The sequence below is a fragment of the Aeribacillus sp. FSL K6-3256 genome, assembly GCF_037965805.1.
In the GTDB taxonomy this organism is placed as follows: Bacteria; Bacillota; Bacilli; order Bacillales; family Aeribacillaceae; genus Aeribacillus; species Aeribacillus composti.
Window position 1 is genome coordinate 2,403,471 of sequence record NZ_CP150188.1, and the last position, 18,480, is coordinate 2,421,950.

General features: G+C 39.5%; 21 protein-coding genes. 3 read left to right on the top strand and 18 right to left on the bottom strand.

Going from position 1 to position 18,480, the window contains the following annotated elements; all coding sequences use genetic code 11:
• The first annotated feature begins 68 nt into the window (after positions 1–68).
• Together NSQ84_RS11515 and serA are read left to right on the top strand one after the other, a co-directional pair.
• Entirely contained in the window at positions 69–566 is a 498-nt protein-coding gene (locus NSQ84_RS11515; RefSeq protein WP_063388619.1) for an inorganic diphosphatase, read from the top strand.
• 170 nt (positions 567–736) lie between these two features.
• Entirely contained in the window at positions 737–2,308 is a 1,572-nt protein-coding gene (gene serA / locus NSQ84_RS11520) for a phosphoglycerate dehydrogenase (protein ID WP_339211917.1), read from the top strand.
• On the opposite strand, the gene NSQ84_RS11525 is transcribed toward serA, so the two are convergent.
• From NSQ84_RS11525 to NSQ84_RS11595, 15 genes are all read right to left on the bottom strand, one after another.
• Entirely contained in the window at positions 2,299–2,433 is a 135-nt protein-coding gene (locus NSQ84_RS11525; protein ID WP_261308724.1) for a hypothetical protein, read from the bottom strand. The two genes, serA and NSQ84_RS11525, sit on opposite strands and share 10 nt — an antisense overlap.
• A gap of 84 nt (positions 2,434–2,517) precedes the next feature.
• Entirely contained in the window at positions 2,518–3,630 is a 1,113-nt protein-coding gene (locus tag NSQ84_RS11530) for a GerMN domain-containing protein (protein WP_339211919.1), read from the bottom strand.
• Positions 3,605–4,195: an RNA polymerase sigma factor SigX gene (sigX, locus tag NSQ84_RS11535; protein ID WP_130157469.1), complete on the bottom strand. Its 591-nt coding sequence runs from the start codon at positions 4,193–4,195 to the stop codon at positions 3,605–3,607. The genes NSQ84_RS11530 and sigX overlap by 26 nt, the downstream gene beginning before the upstream one ends.
• Before the next feature lie 92 nt (positions 4,196–4,287).
• On the bottom strand, positions 4,288–4,872 hold the full coding sequence (locus NSQ84_RS11540) for a cob(I)yrinic acid a,c-diamide adenosyltransferase (protein WP_327873319.1): 585 nt from the start codon (positions 4,870–4,872) through the stop codon (positions 4,288–4,290).
• A 50-nt stretch (positions 4,873–4,922) separates the two neighbouring features.
• A complete protein-coding gene (locus NSQ84_RS11545) occupies positions 4,923–6,689 on the bottom strand; it encodes an ATP-binding protein (protein ID WP_094246154.1) in 1,767 nt (588 codons plus the stop codon).
• Positions 6,686–7,408, bottom strand: a complete 723-nt coding sequence (locus NSQ84_RS11550; RefSeq protein WP_066247683.1) for a response regulator transcription factor — start codon at positions 7,406–7,408, stop codon at positions 6,686–6,688. Before NSQ84_RS11550 ends, NSQ84_RS11545 begins: the two co-directional genes overlap by 4 nt.
• Positions 7,409–7,499: 91 nt before the next feature.
• Complete coding sequence (gene ccsB / locus NSQ84_RS11555) at positions 7,500–8,675, bottom strand: c-type cytochrome biogenesis protein CcsB (protein WP_066247681.1); 1,176 nt, start codon at positions 8,673–8,675, stop codon at positions 7,500–7,502.
• Positions 8,676–8,699: 24 nt separating this feature from the next.
• Complete coding sequence (locus NSQ84_RS11560; RefSeq protein WP_130157473.1) at positions 8,700–10,331, bottom strand: cytochrome c biogenesis protein ResB; 1,632 nt, start codon at positions 10,329–10,331, stop codon at positions 8,700–8,702.
• 16 nt (positions 10,332–10,347) lie between these two features.
• Positions 10,348–10,869 carry a thiol-disulfide oxidoreductase ResA gene (locus tag NSQ84_RS11565; RefSeq protein ID WP_063388628.1) on the bottom strand — a complete coding sequence of 174 codons (522 nt, stop codon included), beginning with the start codon at positions 10,867–10,869 and terminating at the stop codon, positions 10,348–10,350.
• A gap of 171 nt (positions 10,870–11,040) precedes the next feature.
• The gene (locus NSQ84_RS11570) at positions 11,041–11,778 is read right to left on the bottom strand and encodes a pseudouridine synthase (RefSeq protein ID WP_063388629.1); all 738 of its coding nucleotides are present in this window, start codon (positions 11,776–11,778) and stop codon (positions 11,041–11,043) included.
• A gap of 99 nt (positions 11,779–11,877) precedes the next feature.
• Complete coding sequence (locus NSQ84_RS11575; RefSeq protein WP_063388630.1) at positions 11,878–12,408, bottom strand: spore maturation protein; 531 nt, start codon at positions 12,406–12,408, stop codon at positions 11,878–11,880.
• A 2-nt stretch (positions 12,409–12,410) separates the two neighbouring features.
• The gene (locus NSQ84_RS11580) at positions 12,411–13,001 is read right to left on the bottom strand and encodes a nucleoside recognition domain-containing protein (RefSeq protein WP_063388631.1); all 591 of its coding nucleotides are present in this window, start codon (positions 12,999–13,001) and stop codon (positions 12,411–12,413) included.
• Positions 12,998–14,128 carry a D-alanyl-D-alanine carboxypeptidase family protein gene (locus tag NSQ84_RS11585; RefSeq protein WP_066247679.1) on the bottom strand — a complete coding sequence of 377 codons (1,131 nt, stop codon included), beginning with the start codon at positions 14,126–14,128 and terminating at the stop codon, positions 12,998–13,000. Before NSQ84_RS11585 ends, NSQ84_RS11580 begins: the two co-directional genes overlap by 4 nt.
• Positions 14,129–14,252: 124 nt before the next feature.
• The gene (scpB, locus tag NSQ84_RS11590; RefSeq protein ID WP_063388633.1) at positions 14,253–14,837 is read right to left on the bottom strand and encodes an SMC-Scp complex subunit ScpB; all 585 of its coding nucleotides are present in this window, start codon (positions 14,835–14,837) and stop codon (positions 14,253–14,255) included.
• Entirely contained in the window at positions 14,818–15,582 is a 765-nt protein-coding gene (locus NSQ84_RS11595) for a segregation/condensation protein A (RefSeq protein WP_063388634.1), read from the bottom strand. Before NSQ84_RS11595 ends, scpB begins: the two co-directional genes overlap by 20 nt.
• Before the next feature lie 184 nt (positions 15,583–15,766).
• Here NSQ84_RS11595 and NSQ84_RS11600 point away from each other — a divergent pair, with 184 nt between their 5' ends.
• Positions 15,767–16,291 (top strand): DUF309 domain-containing protein, encoded by a 525-nt coding sequence (locus tag NSQ84_RS11600; protein WP_063388635.1) that lies wholly within the window; start codon positions 15,767–15,769, stop codon positions 16,289–16,291.
• Here NSQ84_RS11600 and NSQ84_RS11605 read toward each other — a convergent pair whose 3' ends face one another.
• The 3 genes from NSQ84_RS11605 to NSQ84_RS11615 form a co-directional block, all read right to left on the bottom strand.
• The gene (locus tag NSQ84_RS11605) at positions 16,292–16,660 is read right to left on the bottom strand and encodes a GNAT family N-acetyltransferase (RefSeq protein WP_063388636.1); all 369 of its coding nucleotides are present in this window, start codon (positions 16,658–16,660) and stop codon (positions 16,292–16,294) included. It abuts the gene before it with no gap.
• A 127-nt stretch (positions 16,661–16,787) separates the two neighbouring features.
• On the bottom strand, positions 16,788–17,258 hold the full coding sequence (gene ribE / locus NSQ84_RS11610; RefSeq protein WP_063388660.1) for a 6,7-dimethyl-8-ribityllumazine synthase: 471 nt from the start codon (positions 17,256–17,258) through the stop codon (positions 16,788–16,790).
• Positions 17,259–17,279: 21 nt separating this feature from the next.
• The gene (locus NSQ84_RS11615) at positions 17,280–18,473 is read right to left on the bottom strand and encodes a bifunctional 3,4-dihydroxy-2-butanone-4-phosphate synthase/GTP cyclohydrolase II (RefSeq protein ID WP_063388637.1); all 1,194 of its coding nucleotides are present in this window, start codon (positions 18,471–18,473) and stop codon (positions 17,280–17,282) included.
• Between the last annotated feature and the right edge of the window lie 7 nt (positions 18,474–18,480).

Here is an 18,480-nt window from a genome sequence, read left to right on the forward strand (position 1 = left end):
TACAATTGCCAATATTTTTTACATCCTCTATAATAAAAAGGCATACATAATAAAGGAGGATTTTGTCGATGGCAAACAATAAAGTTGTCGAAGCTTTTATTGAAATTCCGACAGGAAGCCAAAACAAATATGAATATGACAAGGAAAAAGGCGTTTTTAAACTAGACCGGGTTCTTTATTCGCCTATGTTTTACCCTGCAGAGTACGGTTATTTAGAAAATACTTTAGCACTTGACGGCGATCCTCTTGACATTCTCGTAATCGTCACCAATCCGACTTTCCCTGGATGCGTCATAGAATCGCGTGTCATTGGCTATTTAAACATGATCGACAGCGGTGAAGAAGATGCAAAATTAATCGGCGTTCCTGTAGATGATCCTCGTTTTGACCATGTTCAATCGATTGAAGATCTGCCGGAGCACAAATTAAAAGAAATTGCCCATTTCTTTGAACGTTACAAAGATTTGGAAGGAAAACGAACAGAGATCGGCAGCTGGGAAGGACCTGAAGCAGCGGCAAAACTAATTGACGAATGTATTGCACGATACAATGAATCTAACAATTAAACAAAAAAGAGAGCTGTTTCTTCAGAAGCAACTCTCTTTTTCCCTTTTTACACACAGTAAACGTTTTCAAACTGTAAAGTTTTGAACCTTGACAACATAGATCAGTTAAGATAAAATAATCAGAAATTTTGTTTTCATTTTTAATTCGTTCACTAGGGGGATCTTAGAAAATGTTTCATGTTCTTGTTTCTGACTCAATATCAAGCGATGGATTAGCACCATTATTGAACGATGAAAACATCAATGTCGTTCAGAAAAAAGTAAGTGAAGTTGACGACCTGGAAAAATATGATGCTCTGCTCGTCCGCAGTGCAACGAAAGTAACAGAAGAACTGCTTCAAAAAATGACAAATTTAAAAATTGTTGCAAGAGCAGGCGTCGGAGTCGATAATATCGATGTTGAAGCAGCGACAAAATACGGAGTTGTCGTAATTAATGCACCTGACGGAAATACGATTTCAACTGCCGAGCATACATTTGCCATGATGGCATCGCTTGTTCGTCATATTCCACAAGCAAATGTTTCCGTTAAATCAGGTGAATGGAACCGCTCCGCCTTTCTCGGTACTGAGCTATACGGCAAAAGCTTAGGAATCATCGGTTTAGGACGAATCGGCAGCGAAATTGCCAAAAGAGCAAAAGCTTTTGGAATGAACGTATTAGTGTTTGATCCATTTTTAACAAAAGACCGGGCGCAAAAATTGGGAGTAAACAGCTGCAAGCTCGATGAAGTTTTAGCGCAAGCTGATATCATTACTGTTCATACACCATTGACAAAAGAAACAAGAGGTTTATTAGGAAAAGAAAATATCGGAAAAACGAAAAAAGGAGTTTATTTATTAAACTGCGCCCGGGGCGGCATCATCGATGAAGAAGCATTAATTCATTATTTAGAAATTGGACATGTGAAAGGCGTTGCACTTGATGTATTTGAAGTCGAGCCTCCAGTAAATCGGAAGCTGCTTGATTTTGAACAGGTCATTGCTACACCGCATCTTGGAGCATCAACGAAAGAGGCCCAATTAAACGTTGCCTCTCAAGTTGCTGAAGAAGTATTAGAATTTTTAAATGGAAAACCTGTTACAAATTCTATTAATCTACCAACATTAACAAAAGATATATTTGACAAAATACAGCCGTTTTATAAATTGGCCAAAAAATTGGGTCAGCTTGCTTCTCAATACATGAAAGAACCTGTTCAACATATCGGAATCGTTTACGAAGGAACGGTTGCTGAACTCGAAACATCTTTTATTACGAAAGCATTTCTTGCTGGATTTTTAGGAGAACGGGTTGATTCAACTGTTAACGAAGTGAATGCTGGCCTCATCGCCAAAGAACGCGGCATCAGCTTCAGCGAAAAAATTGCTTCAAACGGTTCTGGATATGCAAATTGCATCGCTGTTCAAGTAGATGGAGATCATCGGACTTTTTCCGTAAAAGCAACGTATATTCCAAACTACGGTGAACGAATTGTTGATTTAAACGGTTTCGATATCGATTTTTACCCGGCAGGGGAAGTATTATATGTAGAACACATCGATAAACCAGGTGTTATTGGACGCGTCGGAAAAGTACTGGGCGACCATGGCGTAAACATCGCAACAATGCAGGTTGGACGTAAAAACATCGGCGGCGAAGCAATCATGGTTTTAACTTGTGATAAACTGATTGATGATCAGCTTATTGAAGCGTTAGTCCAGTTCGATGACATCGTTTCTGCCAAAACTATTCATTTATAATATTTAAAGGTGCTGGGAGGGCTTATCTCTCCTGGCTCCTCTGTTTTTAATCCTCCCAAAAACAAAAGACCGATGAAAAGCCCCATGATTAGGGCAATACCCAGCCTCCGCATTAAATCCAGCATCCGTTCATCCTCCTTTCCTCCTTTCGTACATTCTCAATATTTATGATGGTGTCTTTATGTTTAGACCTATTTCCGTTCCTTTTGCTATGCATCAACTTTCAGGTCAATAAAATTAGGCGAAAAAGGCACTTCCACCGGTTTTGAAATATCAATATTTCCGATTTTTTTCGCATCAAAGCCTTCGAACTTCACTTTCTTAAAGCCGAATTCTTTCGCTGTCATTAAAATCGCTTCCAGCATAACTTCAGTATGCTCTGTGTTTTTCATTTTTGAAGCATTGTCAAAAGTGACCGTAAGCAGCTCATCATCCTTTTTCAATTGCTTAATTTTAACGGAATTATTAATGGAAGGTTCAAGCCCGTCTTCCTTACCTTTTTGCATGGCATTCATTGCATCTTCAATTGTTTCATATTCATTTTTTGATGGAACGAGCAAAGGATTGCTGCTATTTTTAGGAAAAAACAAGAAATAGGCTTTTTTCAGCAGCTTCTTTATTTGAAATTCGGAAACAAAATGCTCAGAAGGAACATGCTGCTTTTCATTTGTAAATAAGCGCACCTTTTTATAATTTTGCCACCGAAATGTTTCTTTTAATACTTCTTTAAAATTTTGTTCATTATGGAAACGGTCTTTTATATTCAATTTTTCAAAATTTATGATCACCTCGTCACTTCGGCTTTTGCTTTCATAAATGTCTGCATCTTGAAAGGCAAAAGCTGAAAGATTGAAACGTTTCACATCGATCTTGTTTAAGACGTCATTTATTTGCTTGACGGCAGGCTCGAATTGATTTCCTTTAAAGCTTAGAGGAACGACATGCTGTTTGCTTTCATCTAAAAGCCCTACTGTGATAATTTGTTCAGTTGAAGAATTTGGAACTATGGAACGATACTTCGGCGAAGCCTCATTCGTTTGACTTTCGGTTAAATGACTGTTTCCTGCGTTTTCGGCCTTTTTGTTGTATGAATATTGGGTTTGTTCATTTTTGCTGTTGCTTAGCGGAAAAACTACAAAAGTGACGGCTGCTGTCAAAGCAACAATCGAAGCTGATGGAACAATGAATTTCAATATTGTTCTTTTTCTTTTTTTCTCGGTAATATTGTTCCAAATCTCGAATGAACTGCGGGAATCTTCTACTTTTGGAAACTCGCTTATCCATTTTTTGATTTGTTCATCGCTCCACCGAGAGTTTTTCACTTGAAACTACCTCCTGTTCTGTCATAGCTCCCTGATCTTTCGTGGCACCTTGTTCTTTCATAGCTTTATCTATATAATTTTTTAACACTTTTAAAGCTCGATGCTGGGTTGTTTTGACTTTGCTTTCCGTCCACCCCAACACCTCGGCTGTTTCTGCAACAGATAATTCTTTTATAAACCGTAAAATTAAAACGGTTCTTTGATTCACATTACAGTCATTCATTGCTTTGTATAGCATCTGTATTTCTTCTCGTTGTAAAGCTATTTCTTCCGGGAGGGGCTCTTGATCCGCAATTTGTGCTTGATCTAAATCAAATTTTTCCATTATTCGCTGACGGAGAGTTTTTTGCTTTCGAAAAAAATCAATCGCTACATGCCGAGCAATGGAAAATAACCATGTTTTTTCACTGCTTCGTCCTTCAAAGCTCGAGTATGATTTTAAAACTTTTATATACACTTCATGCACCAAATCTTCCGCTTGTTCCCGATCCTTCACCAAATAATATAAAAACTGAAAAATATCTTGATGATACTTTTCGTATAATCTTTGAAACGATTCATCCATGCACATACCCTCCGTTTAAAATATTTGTCGAAAGAGACGCATGACATGTTACAAACAAAAAAGAAAGGGTCTTATAAAAGAGACCCTCGGTGTCAATTTTTTTTGCTATTATTTGTCCGGAACACCTTCCCGCTTCGTTCGTATTCGACATCCTTCACGTTTAGGCGGTAATTTACAACCCGAGCAGCAGCAAATAAATAATCAGACAGACGGTTCATGTAAATGAGGACCGGATGATGAATTTTAACCTCTTTCATTAAAGAAACGATTAAACGCTCTGCTCTTCTGGCAACTGTTCTCGCAATATGTAAAACGCTGGCCGCCTCCGTTCCACCGGGCAAAATAAATTTTTCTAATGCAGGTGCTTCTTCCACATAATGATCGATTCGTTCCTCTAAAAAACGGATCATATCCTCCGTCGTTTTAAACGGATGTTTTTGCTTTTCGTACACAACCGCTATGTCAGATCCGCAATCAAACAAATGATGCTGAATTTTTTCAAGCTCTTCGTAAATTTCTTGAAACGCTTTATCTGTTAAAAACGTCCTTGCATAGCCTATGTAAGTGTTCAATTCATCAATCGTTCCGTAAGCTTCCACCCTTGGATCATCTTTATCGACGCGCGCACCAATAACGTTCGTCTGTCCTTGATCCCCTGTACGCGTATATAAATTCATTGCCAAACCTCCCTTCTGTTACGTGTGAAACAATAAAGATCGGCAAATTTTTACGATGTTTGCGGCAATAGTACGGTAAATGTCGTTCCAACATTTAATTTGCTGTGAACTTGTATTACCCCTTTATGGGCATCAACAATATTTTTCGCAATGGCAAGCCCCAGACCCGTACCTGCTCTTCCACGCGTTCTCGCTTTGTCAGCTTTATAAAAGCGTTCAAACACAAACGGCAGATCTTCTTCACTGATTCCGCTTCCTGAGTCCTGAACATCTATTTTTAAACCATTGCTTTCTGAAATAATTACTTTTACAAATCCTTGTGCACTCGTATGGCGGATGGCATTGTCAATTAAATTGGTCAGTACTTGCTCAATGCGGTCCGGATCAAACGAAAAGGAATCCGTTTGAACATTCAGCAAATATTCGAGGTGAATCTGTTTTTCTTTTGCAATGCCTTGAAATTTGCGAATAATTTTTTCAATAAAAGGCTTCAATTTGACATCTTGTATATTTAAGGAAATATGTCCTGCCTCCATTCTGGCCAAATCCAATAAATCATTCACCAATCGGCCCATTCGCAATGATTCGTCATAAATAACCTGAACAATCTCCTTCCGCTCCTTTTCGCTTCCTGCAATGTCATCGCGAAGAGCTTCGCTGTATCCTTGCAGCATGGCAATAGGCGTCCGCAGCTCATGGGACACATTGGCAATAAAATCAATTCTTAATTTGTCGAGACGTCTTTCCTCCGTTATATCGCGCAAAACAACGACCGCTCCTCGAACACGATTTTGATTATAAAGAGAGCTCATGATCACTCCCCATGTTCTGCCTTGCAAAGTAATCTCAGTAACCTGCTCGCGGTGAGTCGTCGTCACTCGTTTAAACAGTTCTTCAATAGCCGGCGGAAGCTCATGTTCCTTTTTCGGATCCATTCCGTTTTCATAATACCATGCCTGCAAAAAACGTTCAGCAGGAGGATTTGTGACTAAAATCGTTCCATCGATATTTAACGTAATGACACCGTCGGCCATGCTGCTTAAAATGTTTGAAAGCTGTTCTTTTTCTTGCCGCAAAGCGTTAATATGGAATTTCACCTGCCGGCCCATTTGGTTAAAGGCAACAGCTAATTCACCAATTTCATCGCTTGTCAGCTTCGGAACTTTCGTATCAAATTTTCCATTCGCCACTTCAATCGCGACTTCTCTCATTTTTCGGAGCGGATAAGTAATGCGGGTTGATAAAAAAAAGGCAAAAACGGTCGTTAATATAATAGCTATAAATGCTGCCATAAAAATATATTTAGTTGTTTGTTTTGTTGTTTCATTAATGGCCGACAAAGATTGTACGACAAATATCGCTCCAGATTGATAAGGCACTCCGACGATCATCATTTCATTGTTGAATTTATTGTGATCATTCGTTTGCGGAAAGCTTTTTACAAGGCTGATTTTTTCTTGATCTTCCAATACTTTTGACAGCTCTTTTTCACTGATGATTTCATTTAATGAATATTGAGCGACACCCGCCCCGTCATTTTGTTTTTGCCAATATGTTTTTCCACCATCAACGATATACACACTTGTTAGTTTATCAGAAAGTTCAGTTGCGATGGAGCCGGCTAATGGTGTATTTTGATGATTTTCCATAATAATGGCTGCTTTATTGGCAAGCTGGGTCAATTTTTGCTCGGCATCTTTTATATGATAATTTTCCATAAACTCGAGCAGCAAAATGGTTAAAATCGACAGAACCACTATCACAAGAAATAAAATGGTCATCCAAAGCTTGCCAACAACGCTTCTCCAAAATTTCATTCTTCAACGACCTCGAATTTATAGCCGACACCCCAAACAGTCACGATCATTTTGGCGGCTTCAGGCGAAACTTTGTTTAATTTTTCCCTAAGTCTTTTCACATGAGTGTCAACTGTTCGTAAATCTCCAAAAAATTCGTAATGCCATACTTCCTTCAGCAGCTTTTCCCGGTCGTATACTTTATCAGGAGTTTTTGCCAAAAAATAAAGCAGCTCGTACTCTTTCGGGGTTAAGTTGACTTCCTTGCCGTCGGCCGTCACGCGATGAGCATCATGATCGATTGTTAAGTGCGGGAAAACGATCACATTTTTCGCCGATGAATCGGTTTTTAAATAGCTTGTTTGTGACGCCCTTCTTAAAATCGCTTTCACACGCAAAACAACCTCTCTCGGGCTGAACGGTTTTACAATATAATCGTCCGCACCGACCTCAAACCCTTGAACACGGTTTACCTCCTCTCCTTTTGCTGTCAGCATAATGACAGGAGTGGCTTTCTTTTCTCTCAGCTGCTTGCACACTTCGATTCCGTCAATTCCGGGCATCATAATATCCAGAATAATCAAATCATAATCGGCACAAAGAGCCTTTTCAAGCGCTTCATCACCATTTTCCGCCTCATCTATTTGATAATTTTCCCTTTCTAAGTACATTTTCAAAAGCCTGCGAATTCTTTCTTCATCATCTACCACTAAAATCGTTACATCCTGGTTCTCTGACATATTTTATTCCTCCCTTGATCAGGTTAAAAAAGAGCTGACTCAAATGATAATGATCCAAATTCCAGCATGTATCATGAGTCAGCCAATCCGTTTATGCATATGAATGTAAACCAGCTATCACAAGGTTTACAAAAATTAAATTAAACATGATGATCGCAAATCCGATAACCGCAAGCCATGCTGATTTTTCTCCATGCCATCCTCTCGAAAGCCGTAAGTGAAGATATGCCGCGTAAAACAGCCAAGTGATCAATGCCCAAACCTCTTTCGGATCCCAGCCCCAAAATCGGGTCCAAGCGATCTGCGCCCAAATCATGGCAAATATTAAAGCACCTAGTGTAAATACTGGGAATCCAATCGCTACTGAACGGTAGCCAATTTCATCCACCACATCCAAATTTAAATTTTTCACTAAAGGCTGCAACGCTGCAGAAATACGCTTTCTCAATATTAGGCGGATCACTCCGTATAAAATCAGTCCTACAAATGTGGACCATAAAACAGTGTTCACCTTTCTGGCCGATAAAATCGCCGGCAATTCCACAAATCCTGCAAGCCGATCTTTTGTCAACAATTCTCCTTCGTGCGGCGCTACGAGAGCAGGCAAATGAAATTCCATTTCCGCCTCTTGTCCATTTTTATCGATCCATTTAAACACTGATTCATAATCCATTGCTCGGAACACGGTTGTGACAATGACAAATGCAAGTGTTGTGACTAATACAAACATGACAAATTCAAGCCAAAACGTCTTTTTTGTTGCTTTTGATTGGTCCACAACCTTTGTTAAATACAGGACTCCGGCTACAAAGCTGATCGCCAAAATAGCTTGTCCGGCAGCAGCTGTTGTTACATGGATTTTCAGCCAATCGCTTTGAAGAGCTGGTATTAAAGGGCTGATTTCTGTCGGAAACATGCTGGCATATGCAATCAATAAAAGTGCAACTGGCAATGTAAATAAGCCAAGTGCAGACAGCTTATAAATAAAATAAATAATGATAAATGCTCCTACTAGCATCATACCAAAGAATGTCGTGAATTCAAATAAGTTCGAAACCGGGGCATGTCCAGCAGCGATCCATCTCGTAACGAAGTATCCCAGTTGAGACAAAAAACCGAGGATCGCCGCCGCAATGCCTAATCGCGCCCATCTATTCGGTTTTTCATCCTTTCCTCTTTTGTCACGGATGGCACCGCCAAAAAAGAATGTTCCTATTAAATACAAAATAAACGCAATGTATAATAAAGTGCTGCTAAGTTCAGCCACAAACTTCCCCTCCTTCATGAGGTTCTATTCTTTTAATTGTTTTTGGTCAACAGGCTTTTGAATTTCAGTATCGCGCAAAATGATGTCCAATTCATTTTTTAATCCAAACCAGTTTTTGTTTGTATGCCCCGCCAGCATGATTTTGTCGTTATCCGCTTTCAGCCATATGCGGCGATGCTGCCAGTACAATCCTTGAATTAAGCCTATCATAAAAATGGCTCCGCCGACACCGAGCACCCATAAAGTTAAATCTTTTCTTACAACTAGACCCGTTAAGTTTTTCGTTTCAATTCCTGAAAATTTCATTTTGTATTTGTTATTCTCGTTAGGTTCAATCGTTTGCTGGATGGCAACGAAACTCGTTTCTCCCTTCGGTCTGTCAGGTGCAATCATTTTAAAAACAAATGCCGGGTTGTTTGGCACTCTCGACCGCGTGGCTGGATTGCCTTCGTCATCAAAATAAAAATCTGGAAGATAGCTGGCAATTTCAACAGCATAGCCGTTTCCTAAATCATATTTCTTTTCTGGGTTTAAGAGGTCAATGACAACTTTCCCGAAGCTTTTCCCCGATTTTTTATCGATAAGATCAAACGTCATTTTATTTAATTCATTCAGCTTGTAATTCACTTGATAGACAGCATAAGAATCAAATTTCAACGGTTCGTTGACGCGAATGCTGAAGTCTTTTACCTCTTTTAATTTTGGTTCTTCACCCGGCAGGCTGTCTCCCTGCTTTTTATAAAGCGTCACATTTGATTGGAAGTTTTTAGCTACGCTTCCATCGCCGACACGGTCAATCGCTTCCTGAAACACATCTTTTTCTTTTTCCTTTTGATAAGTTTCCAAAATGAATTGATGATGTTTCAAATAATACTCGCCATTTGTCCCGGGTATTTCTTTCGTTTCCCCTTCTCTTAACCAGAGAACCTCATCCACATACATCCCCGGGAAAAAGCGGAGCATGGCTCCAATTAAAAAAATAATCAATCCGATATGATTGACATACGGACCCCATCTGGAAAATCGATTTTTCTCTGCCAAAATGTTTCCATTTTCTTCTCGAATGCGATAACGGCGCGCTGTTAAATTTTTTTTAACTTGTTCTACATTTTTTTCAATATTGTCCACATATGATTCGCTAAAAAGGCGCTGTCTTTTCAAAAAAGACTCGTGCCGAGACACACCTTGATTTTTCAAGGCACGATAAAGTGGAATAACCCGGTCAAGCGAGCAAATCACAAGCGATATTCCAATCGATGCGATCAAGGTCATATACCACCAAGAACCGTATAGGCGGTGGAAGCCTAATTGATAATAAAGCTGGCCTAAAATTCCATATTCATCTTTATAAAATTGCTCTGGCGTTACGTTGGAAGGTATGTACAATTCTTGCGGAAAAATCGTTCCGATTGCTGATGCGATCAGCGTTATCACAATCAGCCAGACTCCAACTTTAACAGAAGAGAAAAAATTCCATACTTTATCGACGATCGTTTTATTATATGTTTGAGAACGTCTGGCACTTCCGTCATAACGCATATCATGAAGTTTTTCCGAATTGCCTTCGCCCTCTGCTGCCAAGGCCCGTCCGCAATTTTCACACAGCACAGTACCGAACGGATTTACATGACCGCATTCACATTTCACATGATTCATGTTGAAAACTCCCTAACTATGGTTTTATCATTTCCATGTAATCTCGAACTTCCCGTTCCGTCATTGGTGCAGTAATGATTTTGACAACCTTCCCGTTCTTATCGATGAGAAACGTAGTAGGCAGCGGATCTACATCATATGCATGAAGCACCTGCTGATTTTTGTCAATGACAATCGGGAAATTGAGTCCGTATTTTTCCGCAAATTTTTCCACTACTAATTTTGATTCGCCAACGTTGACAGCTAAAACTTCCACGCCTAAATTTTTATAGTGCTGATATTGTCTTTCAATGTAAGGCATTTCACGTTCACAAGGTTTGCACCACGTTCCCCAGAAATTGAGAAATACCCCTTTTCCTCTATAATCGGAAAATTGATGCTTTTTTCCTTCTAAATCAGTAAGAACAAAATCAGGCGCAGCTGATCCGACTTTCACTTTTTCTTTGCTCATAAAAAAATTTGAATAGAGTGTATATCCAAGAGCACCTAATAAAATAACAAGAATAATCGAGCGAGTAATGAGTCGCCTTTTTTTCATCGTGTGTACTCCCTTTGTTTTTCATTCGCTTGTTATTATATCATTGAATTTCCGTTCATTCAGAAAAATAATTTTGACGTTTATGTGACATAAAAACGTGTAAGCCCCTAAAGCAGTACATTGTTTGCAACGTTTTGTCGGTATAAATGCGAAAGCTTAACCGATTTTAGGCTAAACTCTCGCATGCTTGCCGTGCTGGGCCAGCGCCCGCAATCTCTTCACCTCGTGGGGAGTAATTTCGCGGAACGCACCCGGATTGAGCCCTTTTAAATCTAAAAATGCGTACCGTTCTCTTTTCAGCTTCAGCACAGGATAGCCGATTTTATCAAACATTCTTCTAATTTGCCGGTTTCTTCCTTCATGAATGGTAATTTCGATTATACACGTTTTTTTTCTTTTATCTAAAGAAAGCATTTTGACTTTTGCTGGTTTTGTCATTCCATCTTCCAGCATGATCCCTTGCTCCAGTTGTTTTAATTCTTTCCTTTCTGGAATTCCTTTAACTTTCGCTACATACACTTTATCAATTTCATATCGTGGATGCATTAACAAATTAGCAAAATCGCCATCGTTTGTCAGGATTAGAAGGCCTGAAGTATCATAATCAAGTCTGCCGACCGGAAAGATGCGCTGCTCAAAATCTCGAAAGTAATCGGTGACGACTTTTCTCCCTTTTTCATCTTTCACGCTCGAAATAACTCCCCTAGGCTTATAAAACAAAATATAAATCGGTTCTTCCCTTTCTACCGGAATCCCGTTTACCTCCACCTTGTCCTCGTCAGATACTTTTGTTCCGAGCTCTGTTACAACTTGTCCATTTACAGTAACTTTTCCGTCCAAAATTAATTGCTCCGCTTTTCTTCTTGAAGCAATTCCCGAACGCGCTATCACCTTTTGCAAACGTTCCATTGATCTCACCTCTCTAAAAATATTACCTTCTTTCGGTCTGGTTACACAAGATGAACGCATTTATTTTTTTGCAAATAAAAAAGCTAAGCTCATTAAAGCTTAACCGAAAAGGAGCGTAACAATTATTATGGAAGAAAGGATGGCTGCAAAATCCGCCAGCAGCCCAACCTTTATCGCATCGCCCATTCGCTTGATCCCAACAGCACCGAAATATACTGTAATGATATACAAAGTCGTGTCTGTGCTCCCTTGCATGGTGGCTGCCAGTCGGCCGATCAACGAATCCGCTCCATGCATTGAAATTAAATCGCTCATAATTCCTAACGAAGCTGTTCCAGAGATGGGCCGAATTAACGCCAGCGGAACAATTTCCGCCGGGACGTGGATAGCTTGAAACATCGGTTTTAACAGGTCCATAAAAAAATCGAGAGCCCCTGAAGCGCGAAAAACAGACACTGCCACGAGCATGCCGACAAGATACGGAATAATGGAAAAAGAAATTTCGATTCCTTCTTTTCCACCTTCAACAAACGCTTCATAAGTTGGAATGCGTTTAAAAGTCCCGTACAACAAAATAAAACCGATGATCAATGGGATCAGCCATATCGAAACAGCACTAATGAACACCATCGTTATTCTCCTTTTCTTTTTCGTAAATAGTAAAAATAGCGGTCAATCATAATAGCGGCTATGGTAGCAAAGAAAGTCGACAGAAGCGTTGGCACGACAATATCAGTCGGATTATGCGAACCGTATGTCATTCGTATAGAAATTACAGTTGTTGGAACAAGAGTCAATCCAGTTGTATTTAATGCTAGAAAGGTGATCATGCTTCTGGACGCCTGGTCTTTATTTTTGTTCAATTTTTTCAACTGCTCCATCGCCTTAATTCCCAACGGTGTAGCTGCGTTTCCTAGCCCAAACATATTGGCGAGCAAGTTTGACAGCATGTAGCCCATCGCAGGATGCTCAGGGGGAACATCAGGAAAAATTCTCCTCATCAGCGGTTTGAACAGATTCCCTAGCTTTTCTAACAGACCGCTTTTCTCAGCAATATTCATTAAGCCTAACCAAAATACAAGCACGCTGATGAAGCCAAAGGCAATGGTGACACCCTCTTTTGCACCTGAAAAGACGGCTTTATTCACTTCCTCCATTGTTCCGTTGAACATTGCAAATACGACGCCGATCAAAGTTAAGGCAACCCAAATAATATGAATCATGCGGAAACACCCAGCATATCAAAAAATAGATCGATCATCTTTCCAAACCAGCCATGCGGAGGCTCTACATCACCGTTTTCAAAATAGATCGGCACTTCTTCAATCGTTTCGCCATCGAGCAACACTCTCAATGTTCCTACTTTTTCTGGAACCTTTTCAGGATGGTTCTTCCACGAAGCCTTCGGTTTTGCTAGGAATAAACGGATGTTTATTTTGTTTTTTTCTTCCTCCATCAGCGGATAAACAATGTCGCGATTAATGAAGATGCGGTCTTTGTAAAACTTGTTGTCAATGGCAAGGTATCCTTCTTTTTTGATCGTCACTTGATCATATTCGCTGAACGCGCTGTTAAACATGGACATATGGTCGTTCCAATCATCGGGAGCATTTAGCGTAACAGCAATTAAATGTAAATCATCTTTTTCCGCAGTGGAGACTAATGTTCTATTTGCCCTCTTTGTGTACCCGGTTTTACCGCCTGTACAATATTCATATAAATTTAAAAGTTTGTTTTTATTTTTCCACTGAAATCCGTCTTTTTTATAAACTTTTGTTCCAAATATTTTGCGGAACGTTTCATTCTCCATGGCGTATTTCGTTAAAAGAGCCATATCATATGCGGTAGAATAGTGGTTTTCGTGATCATCCAAACCGTGCGGGTTGGCAAATTCAGTATTTGTCATGCCGATTTCCTTCGCCTTTTCGTTCATCATAAATACGAAACCATCTAAACTGCCTCCGACAAATTCAGCAATCGCCACCGCAGCGTCATTTCCGGACCTTAGCATAAGACCATAAACCAAATCTTCCAGCTTCACCTTTTGCTTTTGCTTAAGATATATGGAAGACCCTTCAGTTCGGACAGCGCGGTCACTGACAGTCACATTTTGATCCATTTTTCCTGATTCAATTGCTAAAATCGCCGTCATGATTTTCGTAATGCTTGCAATGCGCATTTTTTTATGTGGGTTTTTTTCAAAAAGGATCCGGCCGCTCTCCTGATCCATTAATATGGCGCTTTCTGCACTAACTTCAATCGTATGAGTTGCATGAGCTGTCGGGATAAAAAAATGGCCTATCAATATAAAAAGAATGAATACATTAATACGTGATGTCCATTTGTTCATTAATGCTTTCACGTCCCTTTATTCGATTCGTTTTGTACAAGTTTATGCAAAGAAGACAACCGTATGAACGGAATTTGAAAGAATGTGAAATAAAAATAAGTCTCAGACTGCCGCCTGAGACGACTTACAAGTTATTTAATTTTTCAAAGAATAAATCTGCCTCTTCTTGAATAAAATGCTCTTCATTCTCGATCTCTGTCAATGAAGGCAATTCTTCGATCGTTTTTAATCCGAAATATTCAAGAAACTCTTTTGTCGTTCCGTATAAAATAGCTCTTCCCACTCCCTCTTCTCTGCCGACTTCTTGAATAAGCCCTTTCGCTAAAAGGGTCCGGATCGGCCTTTCTGACTTTACCCCTCTAATTTCTTCTATTTCAATCCGGGTAATCGGCTGTTTATAAGCGATAATGGCCAATGTTTCAAGCGCAGCCTGAGAGAGTGATTGGTTCATAGGAGTTTCCATCAGCCGCTTTAAATATGGTGCATGCTCCTTTTTGGTTGTGAGCTGGTAAACCCCTGCTACTTCTACAAGGTCGATCCCCCGTTCTTTTTTTTGGTATTCCTCTTTTAAATCTTCAATAATGCTTAAAACCGTTGCTTCGTCAATTTCAAGAACGGAAGTTAATTGCTTGATGGAAAGGCCTTCGTCTCCAGCCGCAAATAAGAGCCCTTCCAAAATGGATTTCCATTCAATAATCCCTAAACTCATGCAGCTTTTCACTCCCGTAAATATAAATTTCTGAAAAATTATGTTCTTGTTCTACATGAACGTATTCATTTTTCATCAGCTGAAGCAAAGCTAAAAAAGTCACGACCATATAATCCTTCCTGTCAGCTGGAAAGAAATCGTGAAACTCCTTTTTCTTTTTCGATGCCTTCAGCTCCATGATCATTTCCTTCATTCGTTTTTCGATCGGGATTTCTTCTTTTGCTACGGTTCGTTCGATTGGCTTTTCAATTTTTTTTCGTTTTAGCATTTTTTGAAAGGCAGCGATCATATCATAAACCGTTACGTTTCCTTTTTGCAAAATCGGCTCTTTTTCCTCCAAATATTCGCTCAAGTCGCTTGGAGGCTTCGTATAGACAAGCGCCCGTTCACTTTCCAGTTCTTTCAGCTTTACTGCCGCTTCTTTATATTTCTTGTATTCAATTAAACGGGTAACAAGCTCATCTCTCGGATCGGACTGCTCTTCTTCGATGATTTCCTCGTCTGACCACTCTTCCTCCTGTCTTGGAAGGAGCATTTTGCTTTTAATCGACAATAATGTGGCTGCCATCACTAAATATTCACTGGCAACATCCAGCTCAAGCTCCTGCATCGTGTGAATATATTCCATATACTGTTCTGTTATTTCGCTGACAGGGATATCATATATATCAATTTCTAAACGATGAATTAAATGCAAAAGCAAATCTAACGGACCTTCAAAAGCTTCTAACTTTACTAGATACATTACCTGATCATCACCCTCGATAAATGGCTAATTTTTAGTATAGACCAATAGAAAAATACATCCAATACTCTTTTTCAACAAAGCTCATTTTTGTTTATTTTTAAATCAGGCATGAATACTTTCTTTTTTGCAGCCATTTTCATAAACTATAACATATATAGTAGAAAAAAGGAGTTTTCTCAATATGTACCCACCTGAATATATTGAGTTTTTATATCATTTTCATTGTGACCGGGATTATTTTGAATGTCATGAAATTTTAGAAGAATTGTGGAAAAAAGATCCTAAAGAAGAGAGAAAACAAATCTGGGTCGGGCTCATACAAATTGCCGTTAGCTTTTATCATTACAGGAGAAAAAATTTCAATGGTGCTGAGCGGATGATGAAAAATGCTATTCGCATTTTAAAAAATGAAACGGCGTCTCTTAACAAACTCGGTTTGGATGATGAACAGCTCTTACATATTTTACAAAACACTTTTGGTCGAATTCAAAAAAGAGAACCATATAAAAGCATTCAGCTGCCGATTTTTGATCAAAACCTTTACGAAATTTGCTTAACAACAGCAAAGGAACGAGGAAAAACGTTCGGTGAGCCTAGCGATATTTCAAACGTTTTTTTAATACATAAACATAAAACAAGGGATCGAACGGACATCATTGAGGAGAGATTGAAAAATTGGCATAAAAAAAGAAAAAGAAGAGAGTGATCAGCTCTCTTCTTTTTCCAATTGTTCATGGTCGCATTTTTCAAAAAAGGATTGAATTTGTTCGCTAGGAATAACATGTTTATCTTTATATAGCTCTTTTACGGCATTGATCATTTTTTTGCCGATTCCTTCATGACGATGGGACGGGTTTACGCAAATATGCTGAATTTCCACTATTCCTTTATCTTTCAATTCAACGCCGATCACTCCGATAACATCTTCTTCCTTCCATAAGAAAAGCTGCCAATTTTCGTCATTTTCATACGTTTTCATCGTTTGCTGGAGCTGCTTTAAATCCTTTTCACTCGGCATAAAGGAAAGAAGCCCCATCGCAATTTTTTCAAAAGCTTTCTTATATCGAACTAACATGCTGGATCCCTCGTTAATATATAACATTCTTTCAAGAAAGATTTTATGGGCAACTGGTGTTGAATCCCATTTATCATATTGCTCTTAACATTATATACATTTTCTTATGAATTTTAAACTGTTTTCTTTAAAGTTGGGCGAGGGATTTGATTAAATTTGCCATTTCAATTGCCGATAGTGCTGCGTCCCAGCCTTTATTGCCCGCTTTCGTTCCTGCTCGTTCAATCGCTTGCTCGATATTTTCCGTCGTGACGACGCCAAATATTACCGGCACTCCTGTTTGCAGAGAAGCGTTCGCAATCCCTTTTGCCGCTTCATTGCATACGTAATCGTAATGCGTAGTGGATCCACGGATAACTGTTCCTAAGGCAATGACCGCATCGTATTTTTTGGACTCAGCCAGTTTTTTGGATACAAGCGGGATTTCAAAAGCCCCCGGAACCCATGCAACATCAATGTCGCTTTCCGAAACGCCGTGGCGGATGAGAGCATCGATTGCTCCGCTTAACAGCTTGCTTGTAATAAATTCATTAAATCTTGATACGACAATTCCGATTTTCAAATCTTTTCCGACTAAATGTCCTTCAATTTTGTTTATGCTCATTAGTATAACCTCCCGCTAAATATGAAGTAGATGTCCTAGTTTCGATTTTTTTGTTTTCAAATATTTTTCATTATCCTTGTTTGCCGGTATTTCAATTGGAACCCGCTCCAATATTTCAAGTCCGTATTCTTGCATTTCTTTCATTTTTCTCGGATTGTTTGTCATTAAACGAATAGACTTGGCTCCAATATCCTTCAGCATCTGTGCTGCAACAGCATATTCTCTTTGATCCGGCTGAAAGCCGAGCTCCTCATTTGCTTCGACCGTATCATAACCTTTTTCTTGAAGCTTATATGCTTTCAATTTATTTATTAGCCCGATCCCCCTGCCTTCTTGGCGCAAATAGAGCAAAATTCCGCTTCCTTCTTTTTCAATTTCACTCAATGCAGAATGAAGCTGCGGGCCGCAGTCGCATCTGTGAGAATGAAAGACGTCTCCTGTCAGGCATTCTGAATGGATTCTAACTAAAACGGGATGCTCCGGCTTAATTTCACCCTTCACCAGCGCAATATGCTCTTTTCCATCATACAAGCTGGTATAACCGATGGCTTTAAAACGGCCAAAACCTGTCGGAAGCTCGATTTCCACTTCTTTTTTGATTAATTCCTCCCGTTTTCTGCGGTATTGAATTAAATCTTGAATCGTGATCATTTTTAAATTGTATTGTTCCGCTATTTCTTTTAATTGAGGAACCCGAGCCATTGTTCCGTCTTCATTAATAATTTCACAAATGACGCCAGCTGGAAAGCATCCTGCCAGCTTTGCCAAATCAACGGCTGCTTCCGTGTGGCCGGCTCTTTTTAATACTCCTTCGTTCTTTGCAATTAACGGGAAAACATGTCCGGGTCTTTTAAAATCCTCCGCCCTTGCATCCGGCTGAATGAGCGACTGAATCGTTTTAGCTCGCTCATATGCGCTGATTCCCGTCGTTGTTGTTTGATGATCGATGCTGACAGTAAACGCGGTTTGGTGCAAATCTGTATTTTCCGCTACCATAGGGTGAAGCTGCAAACGGTGCGCTAACGATTCCGTGATCGGCACACAGACGAGACCTTTTCCTTTTGAAATCATAAAATTGATCATTTCAGGGGTGGAAAACTCAGCTAGACCGACAAAATCTCCTTCGTTTTCCCGATTCTCATCATCCACGACAATGATCACTTTCCCCTGTTTTAAATCTGCGATGGCATCCTCAATGGAATGAAACATTATTCTA